At 56.3% G+C, this 19,921-nt stretch carries 18 protein-coding genes and 1 tRNA gene; 16 read left to right on the forward strand and 3 right to left on the reverse strand.

From position 1 onward, the window contains the following. A partial coding sequence (locus LBO03_06120; GenBank protein MDR3349161.1) for a porin occupies positions 1-1,060 on the forward strand: 1,060 nt, incomplete at its 5' end. 326 nt (positions 1,061-1,386) lie between these two features. Beyond that, positions 1,387-1,917, forward strand: a complete 531-nt coding sequence (locus tag LBO03_06125; protein MDR3349162.1) for a transcriptional repressor — start codon at positions 1,387-1,389, stop codon at positions 1,915-1,917. Here LBO03_06125 and LBO03_06130 read toward each other — a convergent pair. Then, positions 1,875-2,759, reverse strand: coding sequence for a LysR family transcriptional regulator (locus tag LBO03_06130; GenBank protein MDR3349163.1), 885 nt, complete (start codon positions 2,757-2,759; stop codon positions 1,875-1,877). The genes LBO03_06125 and LBO03_06130 overlap by 43 nt on opposite strands. Before the next feature lie 112 nt (positions 2,760-2,871). On the opposite strand from LBO03_06130, the gene LBO03_06135 reads away from it, so the two are divergent. The 5 genes from LBO03_06135 to LBO03_06155 all read left to right on the forward strand — a co-directional run bounded on the left by LBO03_06135 (position 2,872) and on the right by LBO03_06155 (position 8,956). Further along, positions 2,872-4,386: a succinate CoA transferase gene (locus tag LBO03_06135; protein ID MDR3349164.1), complete on the forward strand. Its 1,515-nt coding sequence runs from the start codon at positions 2,872-2,874 to the stop codon at positions 4,384-4,386. A 25-nt stretch (positions 4,387-4,411) separates the two neighbouring features. Further along, positions 4,412-6,067 (forward strand): methylmalonyl-CoA mutase family protein, encoded by a 1,656-nt coding sequence (locus LBO03_06140; GenBank protein MDR3349165.1) that lies wholly within the window; start codon positions 4,412-4,414, stop codon positions 6,065-6,067. A 20-nt stretch (positions 6,068-6,087) separates the two neighbouring features. Further along, positions 6,088-7,455 carry an MmgE/PrpD family protein gene (locus LBO03_06145; protein MDR3349166.1) on the forward strand — a complete coding sequence of 456 codons (1,368 nt, stop codon included), beginning with the start codon at positions 6,088-6,090 and terminating at the stop codon, positions 7,453-7,455. A 477-nt stretch (positions 7,456-7,932) separates the two neighbouring features. Then, positions 7,933-8,769 carry a hypothetical protein gene (locus LBO03_06150; protein ID MDR3349167.1) on the forward strand — a complete coding sequence of 279 codons (837 nt, stop codon included), beginning with the start codon at positions 7,933-7,935 and terminating at the stop codon, positions 8,767-8,769. Between the two features lie 4 nt (positions 8,770-8,773). After that, the gene (locus tag LBO03_06155) at positions 8,774-8,956 is read left to right on the forward strand and encodes a hypothetical protein (protein MDR3349168.1); all 183 of its coding nucleotides are present in this window, start codon (positions 8,774-8,776) and stop codon (positions 8,954-8,956) included. Between the two features lie 80 nt (positions 8,957-9,036). On the opposite strand, the gene LBO03_06160 is transcribed toward LBO03_06155, so the two are convergent. Further along, positions 9,037-9,366, reverse strand: coding sequence for a transposase (locus LBO03_06160; GenBank protein ID MDR3349169.1), 330 nt, complete (start codon positions 9,364-9,366; stop codon positions 9,037-9,039). 228 nt (positions 9,367-9,594) lie between these two features. Between LBO03_06160 and LBO03_06165 the strand changes: the two genes are divergently transcribed. From LBO03_06165 to LBO03_06205, 9 genes are all read left to right on the forward strand, one after another. Then, positions 9,595-9,671 (forward strand) — tRNA-Asp (locus LBO03_06165). 92 nt (positions 9,672-9,763) lie between these two features. Next, positions 9,764-10,570: a hypothetical protein gene (locus LBO03_06170; protein ID MDR3349170.1), complete on the forward strand. Its 807-nt coding sequence runs from the start codon at positions 9,764-9,766 to the stop codon at positions 10,568-10,570. A 16-nt stretch (positions 10,571-10,586) separates the two neighbouring features. After that, entirely contained in the window at positions 10,587-11,459 is an 873-nt protein-coding gene (gene thiD, locus LBO03_06175; GenBank protein ID MDR3349171.1) for a bifunctional hydroxymethylpyrimidine kinase/phosphomethylpyrimidine kinase, read from the forward strand. Positions 11,460-11,709: 250 nt separating this feature from the next. Beyond that, positions 11,710-12,543, forward strand: coding sequence for a diadenylate cyclase CdaA (gene cdaA / locus LBO03_06180; protein ID MDR3349172.1), 834 nt, complete (start codon positions 11,710-11,712; stop codon positions 12,541-12,543). Position 12,544: 1 nt separating this feature from the next. Further along, positions 12,545-13,489: a hypothetical protein gene (locus tag LBO03_06185; GenBank protein ID MDR3349173.1), complete on the forward strand. Its 945-nt coding sequence runs from the start codon at positions 12,545-12,547 to the stop codon at positions 13,487-13,489. A gap of 4 nt (positions 13,490-13,493) precedes the next feature. Then, complete coding sequence (locus LBO03_06190; protein MDR3349174.1) at positions 13,494-15,089, forward strand: FAD-dependent oxidoreductase; 1,596 nt, start codon at positions 13,494-13,496, stop codon at positions 15,087-15,089. 29 nt (positions 15,090-15,118) lie between these two features. After that, positions 15,119-16,459 carry a phosphoglucosamine mutase gene (gene glmM, locus LBO03_06195; GenBank protein MDR3349175.1) on the forward strand — a complete coding sequence of 447 codons (1,341 nt, stop codon included), beginning with the start codon at positions 15,119-15,121 and terminating at the stop codon, positions 16,457-16,459. Between the two features lie 128 nt (positions 16,460-16,587). After that, a complete protein-coding gene (glmS, locus tag LBO03_06200) occupies positions 16,588-18,435 on the forward strand; it encodes a glutamine--fructose-6-phosphate transaminase (isomerizing) (protein MDR3349176.1) in 1,848 nt (615 codons plus the stop codon). A gap of 35 nt (positions 18,436-18,470) precedes the next feature. After that, on the forward strand, positions 18,471-19,226 hold the full coding sequence (locus LBO03_06205) for a tetratricopeptide repeat protein (protein ID MDR3349177.1): 756 nt from the start codon (positions 18,471-18,473) through the stop codon (positions 19,224-19,226). 107 nt (positions 19,227-19,333) lie between these two features. Here LBO03_06205 and LBO03_06210 read toward each other — a convergent pair whose 3' ends face one another. Further along, the gene (locus LBO03_06210) at positions 19,334-19,807 is read right to left on the reverse strand and encodes an S-adenosylmethionine decarboxylase (protein MDR3349178.1); all 474 of its coding nucleotides are present in this window, start codon (positions 19,805-19,807) and stop codon (positions 19,334-19,336) included. Positions 19,808-19,921: the final 114 nt, after the last annotated feature.

Genomic DNA, 19,921 nt, shown 5'->3' on the forward strand with positions numbered 1-19,921 from the left:
GGCGCAGAAGGCGCAAATAGAGCGCCTGGCGGCGGAGTTCGCCAATGAGCTGGAGAGCCTCGGCGTGCGCGTCGGCAAACTGGAGAAGAAACTCGACAACGTCACCATCACCGGGGAAGTCCGTTTTTCCAATTATACTTATGATAAATTATTTGCGAACAAAGAAAATCTTCGTAGCCGTATATTCATCAACGGCCAAGTCAACGACCGCTGGAAATATACCGGTATGTTCGAGAATACCCAAAATCTTAGGTTCAACGATTCCGAAGGCGGTGTCAATCTGCGCCGCGCCTGGGTAACCGGCTCAATCGGCGACGTTGGTGTGCGTCTTGGCCGCTTCCCGTTCAAAGTGGCCTACGGCGCCATAGTCGACAACGAGGCCGATGGCATTGACCTTACCTACAAGAAAGGAAATTTTGACGTAGGCTTGTTTGCTGTACGACCGGAAACATCCAGTTTGTGGTTAGGTTCTGTAGCAACTATTGTTAACAATGCTATTACTACTATTGGTAGCCCCGCCGCTCAGAAAGTGCAGGTTCTCGGTGGACAGGTTGGTTATAAATTTAACAAAAATCTTGATTTAAGGGTTGCTTATTTTGATATTAAGGGCAAGGGTGACTATGCGGTTATGGATATAGACGACAGCAGCCTTGAGGTCATACTCGGCTATAAATTCAGCAAAGAGCTTTCCGCTTACGCCGAATATATCCGTGCCGGTAGGAAAGCGGAATATACCTTGCCTCAATCTTTGGGCGGAGGTACTTACCGAGACAGCAAAACCGGCTGGGCAGCCGGAGTAGTCTACAGCACCCTCAGTCGTGCCAAGGCCAATACCTACGCCGTGCGCGCCAATTATTACGACATCCCGACCGGTGCCTTGATTGACCACACTTCCGAACTTGATTTCGGCGTGGGCTTCAAAGGCTACTCCATAGGCGCTTCTTACATGCTGGCCAAAAATGTTGAACTTGCCGTCGACTATTTCGATTTTGAAGGCAGAAAAAATCTGCATAATTTAGAAGAAGATCTTCTCTGGACGAAGTTATTCTTCTACTTCTAAAAACCGGAGAGCGGCTTGTCAAAAACAACAAAACAGCGCTTTACGCCAAGCGGCGGCCATAAAGGCCGCCGCTTGCGGTTTTCGGCTTTGCAAAGCAAGCCGCGCGCAAGCTGCAAACCGGCGCCCCGGGGCTGGCCTCCCGCCGCTTTCGCCTTTAGGTCAGGCCAAGCTTTTAAGGCGGCGTTGGGGTTTGTCGGCAAAACGGCGCGCCGCCACGCCGTTTTTTGGCTATTGACACCGAGGGACAATAAGGATATGATTGTAGCAACAGATAATAGCTATTAGGTATTTTTCTAAACTTTGTCCGACAGGCAGGTGAAGTTGTCATGGTTGAAGACATAACCGTTTTTTTAAGAAACAATGGCTTTAAGGCCACGCCGCAAAGGTTGGCCGTATATAACGCTTTGGCCGGCACTAAGGCGCATCCGACCGCCGATGCGCTTTTTGCGCTTTTGCGGCCGCATTTTCCCACCATGAGCTTGGCTACTGTTTATAAAACTCTCGACGTACTCGCGGAACTGGGATTGATCAAAGTGCTGAACACCGGCGAGTTTTCTTTCCGCTATGACGCCGACACGAGCGACCACGCGCATGTGCGCTGCGAAAAATGCGGCCGGGTGTCCGATGTCTTTTCCGTGGACGCCGGCAACATTGTAAAAGAAGCGGAAGCGGAAACCGGCTGCGCGATATCCGGGCAGCAGATATATTTTTTCGGTTTGTGCCCGGAGTGCGCGCCGGATAAAAGCGCGCGGCCAGCCCTTGACGAACGCCGGAAGATAGGTTTTGCGGCAAGCGCCGGCTGGGCGGGCAAAGGTCAAAAAGCCTCTCCCGCCGCCGCGAAATCCAAAAACAATTGAGCGACTGCGGACAATTTGTGTTCCTTCAGTACGGCGAAGGAGCGTTTGGCCGACATGTCGCCACCGGTGAGCGGACGGCAGCAGACGCCGTCCGTTTCGATTTCCCGCGTGGAGCCGGCCGTAACCAGCCCCACCGCTTTCGCGTTGCGCGCCCACATCAGGGTAGTGGGACGGGACGAGGACACGCTGAGCAGGACGGGGGCAAATCCGGCGTCGCCGCATATTTCCGTGACTTTTGCCTTGAACCCCCGGGAAACGCTCAAGGGAACGCCTTGCAACAGTTTAATCGGCACGGTTTTGAGTTTCGGCGAAAGCCAGGGGTTTTCTTTGTGGAACACGGCCACAAGCTGTTCGCTGACCGCGCCGTAGGATCGGAACATGGGATTGATATAGGCGGGCGTCCTTATGATGCCTATTTCTATTATGTTGCTTACCAGTAAATCCATGATCTGATCGGAGCTTGCTTCGTGGATTTCATAGGCGACATGGGGGTGGAGGGAATAAAAGCCTGACAGCAGCCCTTCCATGAACAAATCGGGGTAAGAAGGCGTAAGGCCCAGCCGCAACGTTCCCCGGTTGCCCAGCAGACAGGCGCTTATTTCGTCATGGGCCATTTCTTCCAACGAGCAGATGAGCTTGGCTTTTTCGTAAAGTATCTGCCCCGCGTCCGTCAGTTTGATGCGCCGCGCGCCCCTTTGAAAAATCTGCGCGCCGTATTCTTTTTCCATGGACTTGATCTGGTTGCTCAAGGCCGGCTGGGCGATGAGGAGTTCCCGCGCGGCGGCCGAAATGCTCCCCGTTTTCACTATTTTCATAAAATTGCGATAATGCCCGAGATCCATCTTTTCCCCCATAGCGAAAGGTTATGGCAGATATATTAATTTGATATTTTCATTATAGCTGAAAGTCTGCTATACTGCAAGCAAGAGCAAATTGTTACAGGAGTGATGAACGATGCTTGACAAAACCCGTCTGCGCAACCCCCGCCTGTTTGGAAAAATCCTCGCGCCCGGGCAGGCGGCCGATCTCATTCTGGACGGCATGAACGTCGCCACCAGCGGCTTTACCCCGTCAGGCTACCCGAAAATGACGACCGTCGCCCTTGCCCGGCAAATCCGGGAAGGCAAAAAATGCCGGATAAATTTGTGGACCGGCGCATCGGTCGGCAAAGAGATCGAGGAGGAGCTGGCGGCGGTGGACGGCATAGCCGGACGCGCCCCGTATTACGCTTTTTCCAATCGTTCCATGCAAAAGGGCATCAACGAGCGCCGGATAAATTATACGGATCTGCATCTTAGCCATTTCGGCCAGCAGGTGCATTATGGCTTTTTCGGCAAAGTGGACGTGGCGGTGATTGAGGCCGTCGCCATAACCGAGGAAGGCAATATTGTTTTAGGGCCGGGCGTGGGCAACGCGCCGATTTTCGTCAAAGGCGCCGAAAAGATCATCGTCGAGGTAAACACGGCGCAGCCGCTGGAGCTGGAAGGGATGCACGATATATATATCCAGGAAAAGCCGCCGCGCCGGCGGGAGATACCTATTTACAGCGTCGGCGACCGGGTGGGTTCCCCTTACGTCGAATGTGGCCTTGACCGGATAGACGCCATCGTTGAGTCGTCCGTGCCGGATCAGGTGCGCGATCTTGCCCCGCCGGACGAAAAGAGCAAACAAATCGCCGGCCTTTTGATCGAGTTTTTAAAAAGCGAGCAAAAACGCGGCCTTCTGCCCGCGCAAATGCTTCCTTTGCAGTCAGGGGTCGGCAGCATTGCCAACGCCGTCTTGTCGGGGTTCAAAGATTCCGACTACGCCGGCCTGGAGATGTATTCGGAAATACTGCAGGACGCGGTGTTTGAACTTATTTTGCTGGAAAAGGTGAAATTCGCTTCCGGCTGCGCCTTTACCCCATCGCCCAAGGTGCTGAAACTTTTCCGCGAGAACGCCGCCCTCTTTAAAAAATCCATCGTCCTGCGCCCGCTGGACATCAGCAACCACCCGGAGATAATCAGGCGGCTGGGGGTCATCGCGCTCAACACCCCGCTGGAATTTGACATTTACGGACACGCCAATTCCACCCATTCCATGGGTTCGTCCATTCTCAACGGCATTGGCGGCTCGGGCGACTATATGCGCAACGGTTATCTTTCCATTTTCGCCACCGAGTCCACCGCCAAAGGCGGGGACGTGTCCCGCGTCGTGCCTTTCGCCGCGCATACGGACCACTCGGAACACGACGTCATGGTCTACATCACCGAAAGGGGGGTCGCGGACATCCGCGGCCTGGCCCCGCACGAGCGGGCGCGCCTCATCATCAAAAACTGCGCCCATCCCGATTTTCAGCCCGCGCTCTATGAATATCTCGAACGGGCGGAAAAAGGGCCGGGACACATACCGCACGATCTTAAAAACGCCTTTAAAATGCATTGCGCTTTCCAGGAAACGGGCGCAATGAAAAATGTTCGTTTCCAATAAAAGGAGAAAAGGGAGAGAGAGCAAAATGTTTGAAAAAAAAGAGTTGGAGAAGATTGCCGCCGGCCAAAAAGAGTACGACGGCAAGCTGGAAAAGTTCCTGCAAAAGTCGCCGGAGAGCAGGAAAATAGAAGCGAACAGGCTCTATACGCCGCTGGACGTCGCCGATTTTGATTATACGGAAAAAACCGGCTTTCCGGGCGAATATCCTTTCACCCGAGGAATCCAGCCCACCATGTACCGGGGACGGTTCTGGACCATGCGGCAGTATTCGGGGTTCGCGACGGCGGAAGAGACCAACGCCAGGTACAAGTATCTTTTGAAAAACGGCGTCATGGGCCTGTCGGTGGCCATGGATCTGCCGACGCAGATCGGCTATGATTCCGACCATCCTTTTGCCGCGGGCGAAGTCGGCAAGGTGGGAGTGGCGATCGACTCGCTGGCGGATATGGAAGAACTTTTTCAGGGCATACCGCTCGACAAGGTAAGCACTTCCATGACCATCAACGGCCCGGCGGCCGTCCTGCTGGCCATGTACGCGGCGGTGGCGGAGAAAAACGGCATACCGCAGGACAAACTCAGCGGCACCATCCAAAACGACGTTTTGAAAGAATACATCGCGCGCGGCACTTACATTTTCCCGCCGCGCCCGTCCATGCGCCTTATCACCAATACCTTTGAATATTGTTCCAAATACATTCCGAAATGGAACACCATCAGCGTCGGCGCCTATCACATCAGGGAGGCGGGTTCGGACGCCGTGCAGGAAGTCGCTTTCGCCTTCTCCAACGCGATCGCTTACATTGAGGCGGCCGTCAGGGCCGGGCAGCAGGTGGACGATTTCGCGCCCGGCATATCGTGGATATTCACTGCCGACCTTGACCTTTGCAAAGAGGTGGCGAAGTTTAGGGCGGCCAGGAGGCTATGGGCGAAAATTATGAAAGAAAGGTTCGGGGCCAAAGCCGCCAAGGCGCAAATGCTGCGCTTTCACGTCCACACCTCGGGCAGCGTCCTGACCGCGCAGCAGGTTGACAACAATGTCGTCCGCATCGCCTGGCAGGCGATCGCGGCGGTGCTCGGCGGCTGCCAGTCGCTGGCGACCTGCGCCAAGGACGAAGCGGTGGCCCTGCCCACGGAAGCGTCCGCTACCCTGGCGCTGCGCACCCAGCAAATGATCGCTTACGAAAGCGGCATTACGGACACGGTCGACCCGCTCGGCGGTTCTTATTATATAGAGGCTTTGACCGACAAGATAGAAAAAGAAGCTTATGCGTACATCAGGAAAATCGACGAAATGGGCGGCGCGGTGGAAGCCATCGAAAAAGGCTACATGCAGGCGGAGATCGCCAATTCCGGCTACAGCCGCCAGTTGCGGGTGGAAACCGGCGAACAGGTGGTCGTGGGGGTAAACAAGTTCGCCGCCGCCGATGACAGCAAAGGCGAATACCTGACCGTCGATCCTTCGGTCGGGCAGAGGCAGACCGCCAAACTCAACAAAATGAAGGCCGCCCGCGACGGCGCCCCGGTCAAAAACAGCCTGGCGGATCTTAGAAAGGCGGCGCGGGGGGAGGACAATCTCATGCCGTATCTCATCGGGGCGGTGAAAACTTACGCCACCTTGGGCGAAATTTGCGGCGTGCTGCGCGATGAATTTGGCGAATATAAACCTTCCGTTTATTTTTAAGGCGAAAGAGGTGCGGGCAAATGATGGCATATACCAAACTGTTGGCGGAAAAGATCGCCGGCATCAATTATCGGGACCTGCCGGAGGGCACGGCGCAAATGGCCAAACAGTGCGTCCTGGACTGGCTGGGCAACAGCATCCGGGGCTGGGGGCAGAAAAACATGGCCATTATGTCGGAAACGCTGGGGCGCTGCCCGGACGGCCCGGCAACGCTGTTTAACGGCCAAAAAGGCGCGAAACATTCCATATATTACGCCGCCATGCTTAACGCGGCCGCCTCCCATTCTTTGGATTTTGACGATTTGCACAACGCCTCGATCATACATTTAGGCTGCGTGGTCATCCCTCCCGCCTGGGCGGCGGCGGAAAGGGGCGACTTGGCCGGCCGGGACTTTCTGGCGGCGGTCGCCGCCGGATACGAAGCCGGCGCGCGCATCGGCGAGTGCGTCAATCCGGAGTCTTATCATTTCTGGCATACCACCGCCACCTGCGGCGTTTTCGCCGCCGCCGCCGCCGCCGCCAACCTTATAAAACTCGGGCCCATAGAAATGGTGGAATGTCTTGGCACGGCCGGCACGCAAGCCGCCGGCCTTTGGGAATTTTTGATCGACGGCGCCATGAGCAAGACCCTGCATATCGGCAAGGCGGTTTTCGGCGGCCTGTTGGCTGCCGAACTGACGCAAAAAGGTTTTACCGGCGCCCAAAGGATACTTGAAGGCGAAAAAGGCTTTTGCCTCGCCATGCTGCCCAACCCCCATTGGGATGCCCTAACGCGCGGCGGCGCGGGCAAATATAAAATCGACGAAAATTCTTTCAAGCCTTACGCCTGCTGCAAACATACCCATCCGGCCAATTACGCCGCCCAGCTTCTGCGCGCCGAAAACGGCCTCGCCCTAAGCGATCTGGAATCGGTCAGGATAAAGACCAACAGCGTCGCGAAAAGCCTTGTGGACAACCCCGATCCGCAAAACCCTTACGGCAGTAAGTTTTCCATACAATATTGTGTGTCCGCCATGATCAAATACGGTAAACTCGGCGTTGACGAATTCAGCCCGGAAAACCTCGCCGACCCGGACACTATGCAAGCCATGCGCAAATTCACGGTTGAAGTCGATCCCGAATTGGAACGGGAATTTAAAGAAAGGCCGGAACGTTGGTCGGTGGATCTGGCCGTTACGGACAAGACAGGCCGCCTATTGCGCAAATTTGTCGAATATCCCAAGGGCGACCCGCCCAATCCCATGACCTGGGATGAAAGCGTGGAAAAATTCCTGGCGCTGGCCGAACCGGTCTACGGGCGCAGGATCTGCGAAAAACTGTGCGAATTTATCGGCTCACTGGAAAAATACGATAATTTCCGACAAGCGGTGGCCGCCTGTTTCGCGTGAAAGACGAAAAGGCAAGCCGCCGGCCCCTTCTCGGAGGGGCGAGATAAAAAGCAAGCTGCCGCACGTTTTTGCGTGCGGCAGCTTGCTTTTGGGGCGCTGCGCCAATGCTGTTTTCCGGCCAAGATTGCGGCCTATGCTCTCGAGTTAAGTCAGGCTTCTTTGCGCCCAATTTGCCGCCCGGCTTTGCTCTTAAACCCCGCCGATTACAAGAGTGAATTTTGCGCCGCGCAGGGCGGCACAATGGTTCGCAAATCTATCCATGCTTTAGGCCAAGGGCGCACGCTGCGCCGCCCACACCTGAAACGCGGGCGGCGTTTGGCGATGCGGCGGCAGGATTATTTTGTTTTAGCGCGAATATTTAAAATATGTATCATCATTCCATTCTTTCCGTTTTCCCAAACGCCGCGCCAAGCCTCCGAAAATAAGCGCCTGTTTCTTCCCGGGCGGGCAACGTGCGCCGAAAGGAGTTGAAGGAAGATGCCGGCAAATTTATTCGGCTTAACGCGCCCGCAACCGAAAAGGCGCCTGCCCAAGCCGGGCAAAGGGCAAAAAACTGTACCGGCGCATAGGGACGCCGCAAAGGGCGTTCGCGGGTGGCGGGGCGGGGCGTTTTTCTTTGCGCTCTCGGTTGCCCTGCTGCTGGCGGTCGCTTTCCCTTCCCCCGCTTATATGGCGAACGCGCACTACCGGATGGCCAAGGACGGCAGCGTTCCCACCGGGAAAAATTATGTGCTGTTAAAGGCGGGAACCATCGTCGTCGTCAATGAAAAAGGACATGTATTGGAAGGGACTTTGGCCAAGAGCCAGTTCATCGCCTCCGCCCGGGTTTCGTTGCGCTTTAAGGAGGGCACGAAGATCGTCCTTGACGGCGACGGCCATTTGCGCTACGGCACGCTGCTCGCCAACGAAACCATTTTTAACGGCCGCAATTTTTTCCGTTACAAGGCGGGCAGCGAAGTTTACTTTGACCAGGACGGCAACCTGACGCAGGGGACCCTTCTCAATGATCAAATCATCGGCGCGAACGCCCAGAAATGTTTTTTCCGCGGCGGCTATCCCGTGGAATTTAAATACGCCGGGTTTATCGTGCGGGGAGTGCTGGCCGCCGATCAGGAATTGACCAACGGGCATTTTTCGCTTTTTTACCAAAAAGGAACAGAGGCCCTTTTCGACACGGACGGCAACATTGCCGGCGGCGTACTGCTTTATGCCGAGCGGCTTTACACAACGGACGGCGTGGCCAGGGTTTTTCCCGCGGGCACGCGCGTTGCCTATGATTGGCGCGGCTTGGTTAAAAAAGAAAAAGGTGGTTAATTGTATGCAAAAAGATCCAACGGTCAGTTTTAACGACCCGAAAATGCTGGCGATATTAAAGGAAATAAACCAGCTTAAAGAAGAAATGTCCGCCGCCGACGCCGAAGCTGCGGCCGCTTTGAAAAAACAGATCAACGAACTGCAGATGCACTACAACGTGTTGTCCGAACGCCGCGGGCCTGTTTGAACACGGCACGGGCGCCGGGGCGCAGCTGCATTTGTCCGCGCCGGCGTGGTTTTTTGTGTCGGACTGCGCGGCCGCCTTATTTACTGTTTCTTTTTGTCGTCCTTGGCGCCTTCGCGCGAGCGGGAACCGGCGCACAGGTTCTCCAGGTCCGCCTCGGCGCCCAAAGCCTGAAATAGCCGCTCCAGCAAGCCGTTGCCCTGCCATTTGCGAAACCGCGCGTACACCGCCTCCCATTTGCCGTAGCGCTTCGTGATTTCGCGCCATTGGCAGCTAGTGCGCGCAATCCACAGCATCGCGTTCAGCATCGCGCGGTCGTCTTTGCGCGGACGGCCGCCTTTGCTGCCGAATTTCGGCGGCATCAGGCTTTCTATCCGTTCCCATTCTTCGTTTGTCAGTTCATGTCGTTTCATTATTTCAATTATACTGCAAAATTTGTTTTTTAAACAAGACCCGGCCACGGATATTTTGCGAAAAGTTTCGTCTCAAGTCTTTTGCCGTCAGGCCGGGCATCCGCTCGCGGCGGGGCGCGCGGAATTTTTGCCCGCAAATTCAGCCCGAATTTGACGGATAAGCGGTTGACAGCGCAAGCGGCGTAGTTATACAATAAGTAAAGGGCGCGCTTTAAGGCCGCCTCGTACGGCCCGGTAGTTTAGTTGGTTAGAATGCCGCCCTGTCACGGCGGAGGTCGTGGGTTCGAGTCCCATCCGGGTCGCCACTTCAGAACAATCGGACATGCCGGCCCCGTTCAAATTGCCGGGGCGTTACGGGCGAGGATGCGTTTTAGGAAAGTCAAGGAAGGTGACGGTTTTGGAAAAGACAGCCGGGACCTGCGTTGTTTGCAATGCCGCCTTGCCCCGTTTAAGGGGAATGTGCTATTGTCCCTACTGCGGAGATGCCCTGCCGAAAAATGGCGAGGGCGGCGAAGGAGAAACAAACGCGCAAAATCATTTGTCTTTGGAAGAACAGCAGCGCGCAACGCGGGAAAAGTATGCCGGCAAAGCAAACGACCCGCGGGTGAAGGTGCCTTTGCCGGAAGATGTTTACACGTTGGCGCTCAAAGGATGCGAAAACAAGGAAGCGCTGGTGGCCTGTCTCAATCAGGTGCTTACGCGCGGAGAGCAGGCGATTCGCCTGGCCGTTGCCGCTATGCCTTCAGTCCTTTTATACAAGGCCAATATCGAGGCCGTCAACGAGGTGGTTGCCGCGCTGAGGGACGCGGAAGCGGCTTACGCCGTTGTCGAGGGAAATTTCGATTACGGTATTTTTTATAAATCGGTTCATTTTGCCAATCTGGGCAAAGCTGGGCGGGCGATTTTGAAAAGCGCGCCCAAGGCGATGTGGCTGGGCGAAAATGTCAAGTTCATCAGCGAAGATATGTTTTTCGAGGGGAAAAAGGGATACGGGGTTTTCAGCGACAACTCCTTTTTTTTCTTTTGGATAGAAAACGGCGTCCACAGCTTGATTTTACCGGTTTATCAGTTGGAAGGGATAGATATGTGGGAACAGGAAGGCCAATTTTTGGGGGAATGGCTGGCCAAGGACGGGCGCGCCTTCCGGCTGGAATTTTCACGCAAGGAAGATTTTGACGCCATGCGGGAACTGTCCTGGGATTGAGCGGCGCAAGCGGGCGTTGTCCGATTACGATCATGGCAAGGGGGAGAACACTATAAATACAGTTAAAATACCAAGGGCCCTGACGCTGGCCGGCTCGGACGCCAGCGGCGGCGCGGGCCTGGAAGCGGATTTGAAGACATTTCAGGAGTTTTGCGTTTACGGCATGACCGCCGTAACTGTAATCGTGGCGCAGACCCCGGGCGAGTGGGCGCACGAGGTGTTCCCGGTCGAGCTTTCGGTCATCGCGAAACAGCTTGACACCATTCTCGCGGGAATCGGCGTTGACGCCATGAAAACGGGGATGCTCGGAACCAATGAGATCATTGAGGTAGGCGCTCATTATGTAAAAAAATATGCCGTGAAAAACTTGGTCGTCGATCCGGTCATGGTCTGCAAGGGGGCGGACGACGTTATGAACCCGGACACGGTGCGGTATCTTAGCAAAACCCTTTTGCCTTTGGCCAAGGTCGCCACTCCCAATCTTTACGAGACCGGGTTTTTGAGCGGATTGGGGGCGATAACGACGCTTGAGCAGTTAAAGGAAGCGGCCAAGCGCGTACACGCTTTGGGGCCGGAGGTAGTAGTGGCCAAGGGCGGCGCTAAACTTGAGCATCCGCTGGCGGTGGATGTTTTTTATGACGGCAAGGAAGTCATTGTTTTGGAAGGCGAGCGTATCGACACCAGTTGGACGCACGGAGCGGGTTGCAGCTATTCGGCGGCCATAGCGGCGGGAATCGCCGTTGGCGAGAGCATCCGGGACGCGGTTTTCAACGCCAAGGAATTTATTGCCGGCGCGATCAAGGCATCTTTCCCGCTCAACAAATTCGCCGGCCCGCTGGACCACGCGGCGCGGCGGCGCGCGCCAACGGCAGGCGGATCGGGCAAGTGATGCGTCCGCGCCCGGACATGTTTGCGGCAAACTTAAATCCCTGACGTGACAAAGCCGGCATTTTTTTGCCGGGGCGCGCCGTCCGATGTTGCCGGGCGCCCGGCGCAAAGGCCGGCTTCGCGCTTGGCGGCAGCAGCGCGTCCTGCTGTTTTTTGCCGGTTTGTTGCGTTGCGGGGGTTTTTTTTTGTATAATTTAATAAGAGTGGATGTTTTCAGGGGCGGGTTATTTTTTCCGTAAAGGCGTGGAACGATGATAGCTCAATTGCAATCGCTTTTTTTGAGTTTGCGGTTATGGGACCTTTTTGATATATTTATTATTTCGGTGGTGTTTTATTACCTTTACATGCTGCTGAAAGACACCCGTGCAATCTCATTGGTCAAAGGGCTGACCTTTCTTCTCGTGCTCACTTTTTTGAGCGGCTGGTTTGAACTGCACGTTGTTTATTGGCTCTTGCAAAAATGCATGACCGTGCTGCTGGTTGCTTTGCCGGTGGTTTTTCAGCCGGAATTGCGCCGCGCCTTGGAACATATAGGCAGAGGCAATTTTTTCGCCAAAAATTTTTTTGACGAGGCGACGGTGGAAAATTTGCTCGCCGCGCTGTCCTCGGCCGTGCTGAATATGGCAAAACACAGAATCGGCGCGCTTATCGTCGTCGAACGCAGCATCGGGCTGAACGATTACATAGAAACGGGCGTCCGTATTGACGCCGTGGTGTCAAGCGAGCTTTTGATAAACATTTTCATTCCCAACACCCCGCTGCACGATGGGGCGGTCATCCTGAGAGGGGGAAGGATTGCGGCGGCGGCCGCGCTGCTGCCGCTTACGGAAGCGCACGGGCTCAGCCAGGAGCTGGGCACGCGGCATCGGGCGGCCATCGGCCTGAGCGAACAGACGGACGCGCTGGTTCTGGCGGTAAGCGAGGAAACCGGCACGATTTCACTGGCCAGCGGCGGCTATTTGCGCCGGGAACTGACCGGCGAGGATATACGGAAAACCTTGCGGCCGGTTTTGCTTGCGGATTCCCAGAACATTGACCTGAAAAGTTCCCTTAACGCGTTATTTAAAAATTGGAGGCTGCCCTGACATGCGATTGCCTAAACGTTTGCCGCACAACAGCACTTTGGTCAAAGCCCTGTCAGTTATCGCCGCCTTCGTTTTGTGGCTGTACGTGATGAACGAGCAGAACCCTTCCATCAGCCGCACTTATGCGCTGGAACTGGAAAAGCGCAACTTGCCGGCCAATCTGGTAGTAACCGATGATTTCGCCGATATAAGAGTCAAGGTCAGCGGCCCGCGCTATGTGCTGGCCAATGTTTCCGTGAAAGACATAAAAGCTTACGTCGATTTGCAGGACATAAACAAGGGCAGCCACGACAGGAAGGTATGGGTGGTCGCCCCGCCGGAATTGCAGTTGGACGAAGTGACGCCCGATGTTGTTTCAGTCGTGACCGATACGCTGGTAAGCCGCGATTTCCCCGTTGCCGTCCGCTTCAGCGGGCAGGGCGCGCCGGAGCTTTCCATAGTGGCCGCCGCCGTTGACCCTGATACCGTGCAGGCGCAAGGCGCCGCCCGGTTAATCGGCAATATAACGAAAGTAGAGGCTGTCCTGAACATCGACAGCGCCCTGGCGTCCAAAGGGCGCTACAAGCTGGCCGCGCGGCTGAACGCGCTGGACAAGGACAACAATGCATACGGCAAAGTCGCGCTGACGCCTGACGGGGTAATTGTAACCGTCGACGTTGCCGACAGGATAATTACAAAAACCGTGCCCGTGAAAGCGGGTTTTACCGGCCCGCCGCCGGGGGCAGCCCCTTCGAGCCAAGCCCTGCTTACGCCCCTGGAGGTGAAACTGACCGGCCCTTTCGCGCAGCTTGCGCAAATTGAGGAGGTATTTACGGAGAAAGTAGTTTTGGACAAACTGCCCGCCGGGCCGCTTTTGTTGGAAATCAAGCTGCCGCCGGGCGTTACGGCGGACACGGATAGGGCAACGGTTGTTTTTGCGCCGAACGAGAGCGGCCAGGGGACTTAAGGCTGTGCTGACATTGTCCGGCCTGAGGGTTGCGCTCGCGGACGAGCGGCCGCTGGCGGAGATCGCCGCGGCTTATTTAAGGCTTGCGCCGTCCGCCGCCCCCAAGATAAAAATACTTGGCAAAGCCATTGACGCCCGGCGCAAAGACAGGATATCTTTCGTTTACAAACTCGGCCTTTTGGCCGAGGATGAAAACGGGTTGCTGAAAAAGTACGCGGGCGATAAAAATCTCGCGCTTTATCAGCCGCCGCCGCCGGTCAAGATCGTTTACGGCAAACAGCCGGCGCCCGGACGGATAGTGATTGCGGGCGCGGGGCCGGCCGGGCTGTTCGCCGCGCTGACCTTGGCGGAACACGGGTACAAGCCGCTAATCGTCGAGCGCGGCTTGCCGGTCGGTCGGAGGGTAGGCAAAGTCGCGGATTTTTGGCAACGGGGGGAGTTCTCCCCCGAGGCCAGCGTACAGTTTGGGGAAGGCGGCGCCGGTACTTTTTCCGACGGCAAATTGACGACGCGGATAAACGATCCGGCATCCGGGCTTATTTTGCGCCGGCTGGCGGCTTGCGGCGCCCCGCCGGAAATAGAATACTGCCACAAGCCGCACATCGGCACCGACCTTTTGCGCCGCGTAGTCGGCAACCTTTCCCGCCTCATATGCGAAAGCGGCGGCGAAATACGCTACGAGACAAGGCTTTCCGATATAAAGCTGAAAAACGGCCGGATGGAAAAAGCGGCGCTGTCCGGCGAATACGTGGACTGCGCGGCGCTTGTTGTCGCCACCGGGCACAGCGCGCGCGATGTTTACGGGCTTTTGTTGGCGCGCGGTTTTGCTCTTTCGCCCAAGCCTTTTTCCATCGGCGTGCGCATAGAACATCCGCAGGAGGTCATCGACAGGGCGCAGTACGGCGTTTTGGCAGGGCACCCTAAGCTGGGGGCGGCCGACTATTCTTTGGCCTGGCATGACAAAGGGAGCGGGCGCGGCGTATATTCTTTTTGCATGTGCCCGGGCGGCGTGGTGATAGCTTCCTGTTCGGGCGAGGAAGAGATCGTGACCAACGGGATGAGTTACCGGCGGCGCGATTCAAGTGTCGCCAACAGCGCCCTGGCGGTAGGGGTCGCGCCGCCGGACTTTGGCTTTCATCCGCTCGCCGGCGTGGAGTTTCAAAGGCGCTGGGAAAAACTTGCCTTTGCGAAGGCGGGCGGAGGCTATCATGCCCCGGCGCAGACGGTAGGCAGTTTCCTGTCCGGCGGGCGCCCGGTTGCGGACGGCCAAACCGCCGCCACTTATCGGCCCGGGATCCGGCCGGTATCCTTGCGGGAGGTGCTGCCCGGCTTTGTAACTGACGCGCTGGCGGCGGCCTTGCCGCTTTTCGGACGCAAAATAAAAGGTTTTGACGCGAAAGGCGCTTTGCTGACCGGGGTTGAAACGCGCACGTCCGCGCCCCTTTGGATTTTGCGCGATCCCGAAAGCCGGCAGGCGCAGGGCAAAACAGGCGTATATCCGGCGGGCGAAGGGGCGGGCTACGCCGGGGGGATAATGAGCGCCGCCCTTGACGGCTATTATACGGCGCTGGCAATAATGAAAAAATATCGGCAGACTTAAACCAGTAATAAATTCCGGGAGGGAATTTTATGCAAAGATTGTTTGGCACAGATGGCGTCAGGGGATTGGCAAACCGTGAGATAACGGCGGAACTGGCGCTGAAGCTCGGGGCCGCCGCCGCCGGCTATTTTTCCCGGGGCGCAAGCGGCAGGCCGCAAATAATGATCGGGCTCGATACCAGGCTGTCCGGGGACATGCTGGCGGCGGCGCTGGCGGCGGGCATATCTTCCGCCGGCGGCGAGGCGCATATGCTCGGCGTCATGCCGACCCCCGCCGTCGCTTATCTTACCGCCCATTCCAACGCCTGCGCCGGAGCGGTCATCTCCGCGTCCCACAATCCGTTTGAGGACAACGGCATAAAGTTTTTTTCCCATGCGGGGATCAAACTGCCTGATGAAATTGAAGACGAAATACAAAGGCTGGTTGAAGGGCAGGAATTGGCCGGCAAACCGATAGGCGACGGCATCGGGCGCATAGTTTTCAGAAGCGGCCTGGCGGATGATTATGCCCAATATGTGATCAAGTCCGCCGATACGGATCTGCACGGCTTGAAAATAGTCCTGGACTGCGCCAACGGGGCGGCTTCCGATCTGGCGCCCTTTGTTTTGCGCGCGCTCGGGGCGGAAGTGATCGTTACAAACAACCGGCCGGACGGCCTCAATATCAATAAGGGCTGCGGCTCGACGCACATGGAAGGGCTGCGCAAAAAAGTATTGGAAGAAAAGGCCGATCTTGGCGTGGCGCACGATGGCGACGCCGACCGCTGCCTGATGGTGGATGAAAACGGTCAGTTGGTAGACGGCGACCAACTGATGCTGATCTGCGCGCTGGAACTTATGGAAGCGGGCAGGTTGGCCGCAGATACGCTGGTAACGACCGTTATGAGCAACATAGGGCTTCACTGCGCGTTCAAGGCGCGGGGCGGCAAATGCGTGGTTACGCCGGTGGGCGATCGCTATGTTCTGGAAGAGATGCTCAAAAACGGCTACAATTTCGGCGGCGAACAGTCAGGGCACATAATATTCGGCGATTACGCGACGACGGGCGATGGCCTGATGACAGCCACACAGGTATTGAGGGCCGCCGTCAGGAACAATCGGCCGCTTTCCGCCCTGGCCGGCCTCATGACCAAATATCCGCAGGTGCTTAATAACGTGAAGGTAAAAAGCAAGGAAGGCTGGCAAACCAACAAGGAAATCGGCAAAGCGATCGCCCACGCGGAACAATCGCTTGGCGAAGCGGGCCGCGTGCTGGTCAGGGCTTCGGGTACCGAACCGCTCCTGCGCGTCATGCTGGAAGGGCCCGATCGGGAAATTCTTGATGAACTGGCCAGATCCATAGCGCGGGCGGTGGAAAACGAGCTGGGATAACAATCCGCCGCAACTTTTTGCCCCGGACGGCCAGGGCGGAAAATTTTCCCCGCAGGCGGTATTTTTGCCGTTCTTTTGTTATAATAAGCGTAAGGATCCGCATTCGCTGCTCATGCGTGGCGGACCATATGAAAGGGGATTTTGCCATGTGTGGTATTGTCGGCTATATCGGGGAAGAAAACGCGGCGATTTTTTTGTTTGACGGCCTGTCGAGGCTGGAGTACCGGGGATATGATTCGGCTGGCATAGCGGTGTGCGACGGCCAAAAGATCATAGTGGAGAAAACGGCCGGCCGCTTGGAAGCCCTAAAGCAAAAATTGGGGCAGGCCCTTCCCGCAGGATGCGTCGGCGTCGGGCACACCCGCTGGGCGACGCACGGGCGCCCGTCCGACCGCAACAGCCACCCGCACGCCAGCGCCGACGGTAATTTTGTCGTTGTCCACAACGGGATTATCGAAAACTACCTTGATTTAAAGGAAGACCTGTTAAGCGAAGGCTACACTTTCTCGTCCGAAACGGACACCGAAGTCGTGGCGCAGCTCATGCAAAAGCATTATACGGGCGATTTGCTCGGCACGGCAAGAAAAGTGCTGGCAATCATCGAAGGCTCTTATTCCCTGGTGTTTATGAGCGCCTACGAACCCGACCGGCTTATTTGCGCCAAAAAAGACAATCCGCTGGTCATAGGGCTCGGCGAGCGGGCTAACTACATAGCGTCCGATATACCGGCGATTATCGCCAAAACCCGGCGCACCTATATATTGAGCGACGGCGAGACGGCGATTGTTACAAAGGATGGCGTGCGGATTGAGAACATCAAGGGCGAGCCTGTCGACAAAAAAGAATTTGTCGTGACTTGGAACGCGCAAGCCGCTGAAAAAGGCGGTTACGAGCATTTTATGATCAAAGAGATATACGACCAGCCTAAGGCTGTCCGCGACACTTTGAGCGGGCGCGTCGGCAAGGACGGACATTCGGTGGCGCTGAAGGAATTGGGCTGGACGGCGCGGGAGATGGAAAAATTCAAGAAGATTTTTATCGTTGCCTGCGGCACCGCCTATCACGCCGGCATGGTCGGCAAACACTATATTGAGCAATTGACCCGCGTGCCGGTGGAAACGGACATCGCGTCGGAATTTCGTTATCGCGCGCCGGTCGTCGGCAGCGATTGCCTGGCGATCGTGGTAAGCCAGTCGGGAGAGACCAGCGACACTTTGGCCGCGCTCAAGGAAGCAAAACGGCTCGGCGCGCTGACCCTGGCCATAACCAACGTAGTGGACTCGTCCATCGCCCGGGAAGCGGACAAAACGCTTTATACCTACGCCGGCCCGGAAATAGCGGTCGCCTCGACCAAGGCTTACACCACCCAGGTCATGGTACTGCTGCTCTTGGCCGTCTATATGGCGCAGATTTCCGGGAGCGCCCCGCCGGCGCGCCTTGAGAAAATCGTCGAAGAGATCAAATGCATGCCGGAGCGGATCCACGAACTTTTGGAAGACGTCGATCCGATAAAAGTATTCGCCCAACAGTACGCCGCCAGCGAAGACGTATTTTTCATCGGCCGCCTGCTTGATTATGCGGTGGCGCTCGAAGGGTCGCTCAAACTCAAGGAAATATCCTATATCCACGCCGAGGCTTACGCCGCCGGCGAATTAAAGCACGGCACGCTCGCGCTTATCGTCGCCGGCACGCCGGTGATTGCGCTGGCAACCCAGGAGGAAGTTTACGAAAAAACCCTGAGCAACATAAAAGAAGTTAAAGCGCGGGACGCCATGGTCATCGGCATCGCCATGGCAGGCAGCGCCAATATAGAAAAATACGTTGACCACACTATATATATACCGCATACTGACAAATATCTTGCGCCGGTACTCACGGTCATACCTTTGCAGCTTTTGGCTTATTACGCGGCGCTAAGCCGCGGCTGCAACGTGGATATGCCGAGAAATCTGGCAAAAAGCGTAACTGTGGAATAGGCGGCGCTTTCGGCGCCGACCGGGGAGGGAACAATTTGCCTGAAAGCAACCGTTGCCGTCTTTTGGGGGCAAAATGCCGGCAAACAGCGATTTTTTTGTTCATTTTCCTTTTTCTCTTTTTGCCGCGCTCCGGCAACGCCGCAATCGGGCCGGACGCCGGCGCCTATTTCGCGGCGATGGGGCAAAAATCCTATCGGGAAGGAGATTATGGCGCGTCCGTGCTGTTTTTCAGCAAGGCCATCCTCAACAGCCCGGAAAGGGCGGAACTGTATTTGGGCAGCGCCAAAGCCTGGGTCAAGGCGGGCGATCTGACCCAGGCGGCGAACGATGCGCGGGAGGCGGTGCGAATCGCGCCGGATCGGGAAGAGGGGTACTGCCTTAACAGTTACATTTTATATCTTATGGGCGAACAGGACGAGGCCGTGGCCTTCGCGGACAGAACGGTTGAAATTTTCCCCGCCAGCCCTTTCGCCTATTATGGCCGGGCGGTCGTTTGGGAATCACTGAGCGATTTCAGTCGGGCCATCGCCGATTATAGCGAGGCGCTGCGCCTTTACAAAAAAATGCCCAAAAGATTGCGGGCGCGGGGCATGAATGAATTCGCCGATTGCGCGGAAAGGCCTTTTTTCGATGAAAAAGCTGCGGCCATTTATTTTGGCCGGGGCATGGCGCAATCTAAGGACGGCAATTTCAAAGAGGCCAGGCGCGATTTGAGACGGGCCGTGAAAATAAGGCCGGAACTCTCGCTTTATCTGCCGGAGGGCATAATCGAAAGGCCGGAGGCCGCTTGAGCGCAAAAACCGCCGGGAAGGGGCAAAGCCCTTCGCCCGGCGGCGCCGCTTAAAGGAATCCGCGCTTTGGCGCCCGCTCGGGGCGCACTTGCGCTATCGGAACAGCATCAGTCTATGGACGGCGGTTTTTTGCTTCCCAGCATGTTGAGCATTTTCGCGCTGGCATTGCGCACCCTGCGCCAGGTTTTGATCTGCCGCCTCATGGTTGGTTTCATATCGTTTAGCGAACCGAAATCGCCCCTTTTCAAAATGGTGTTTTTGTTTCTTTCCGACTTTAAGATTTGCTTTATTTTCGCCGATACTTTTTCGACGGCAGTATCCGCCGCCGCCGAAAAAACGTCCGCCGAAGCGAAGCCCGTGGAGGGGAAAGTATGGACAACCACATGACCGTGCCGATGGAAAACGGCCAGGGAAAAGCCGCCGTCCCCGCCCTGCGGAAGCGTGAAAGAAGACAGGGCCGGCATGGAGCCGTCCGCCATGATTTCTTCCAGCGCGGGCAACAACTCGGCTTGGTTGGTCAACCTGTCAAAATCGCAGTTATACAGATCGAGGATTATCTGCCGGCCTGGTAACATAACCATCGACATCACCTTTTTCGCAGTTTTTTCGGGGCGGGGGCTTCTTTGCCGGGCTGCCCATCCCCGCCGGGTTCGGTGATAAATATTATATGCCACAAAAGGCCGTATGTCAAAAGG

It is taken from the genome of Acidaminococcales bacterium, from assembly GCA_031290885.1.
Taxonomy (GTDB): Bacteria; Bacillota; Negativicutes; order Acidaminococcales; family JAISLQ01; genus JAISLQ01.

Excerpts from the sequence above, each read along its gene's own strand:
- glmM (MDR3349175.1), top strand. The coding sequence starts at position 15,119 with ATGCAAAGATTGTTTGGCACAGATGGCGTCAGGGGATTGGCAAACCGT.
- LBO03_06125 (MDR3349162.1), top strand. The coding sequence starts at position 1,387 with ATGGTTGAAGACATAACCGTTTTTTTAAGAAACAATGGCTTTAAGGCC.
- LBO03_06210 (MDR3349178.1), bottom strand. The coding sequence starts at position 19,807 with ATGGTTATGTTACCAGGCCGGCAGATAATCCTCGATCTGTATAACTGC.
- glmS (MDR3349176.1), top strand. The coding sequence starts at position 16,588 with ATGAAAGGGGATTTTGCCATGTGTGGTATTGTCGGCTATATCGGGGAA.
- LBO03_06185 (MDR3349173.1), top strand. The coding sequence starts at position 12,545 with ATGCGATTGCCTAAACGTTTGCCGCACAACAGCACTTTGGTCAAAGCC.
- LBO03_06150 (MDR3349167.1), top strand. The coding sequence starts at position 7,933 with ATGCCGGCAAATTTATTCGGCTTAACGCGCCCGCAACCGAAAAGGCGC.
- LBO03_06160 (MDR3349169.1), bottom strand. The coding sequence starts at position 9,366 with ATGAAACGACATGAACTGACAAACGAAGAATGGGAACGGATAGAAAGC.
- LBO03_06135 (MDR3349164.1), top strand. The coding sequence starts at position 2,872 with ATGCTTGACAAAACCCGTCTGCGCAACCCCCGCCTGTTTGGAAAAATC.
- LBO03_06130 (MDR3349163.1), bottom strand. The coding sequence starts at position 2,759 with ATGGATCTCGGGCATTATCGCAATTTTATGAAAATAGTGAAAACGGGG.
- cdaA (MDR3349172.1), top strand. The coding sequence starts at position 11,710 with ATGATAGCTCAATTGCAATCGCTTTTTTTGAGTTTGCGGTTATGGGAC.
- LBO03_06155 (MDR3349168.1), top strand. The coding sequence starts at position 8,774 with ATGCAAAAAGATCCAACGGTCAGTTTTAACGACCCGAAAATGCTGGCG.
- LBO03_06145 (MDR3349166.1), top strand. The coding sequence starts at position 6,088 with ATGATGGCATATACCAAACTGTTGGCGGAAAAGATCGCCGGCATCAAT.
- LBO03_06140 (MDR3349165.1), top strand. The coding sequence starts at position 4,412 with ATGTTTGAAAAAAAAGAGTTGGAGAAGATTGCCGCCGGCCAAAAAGAG.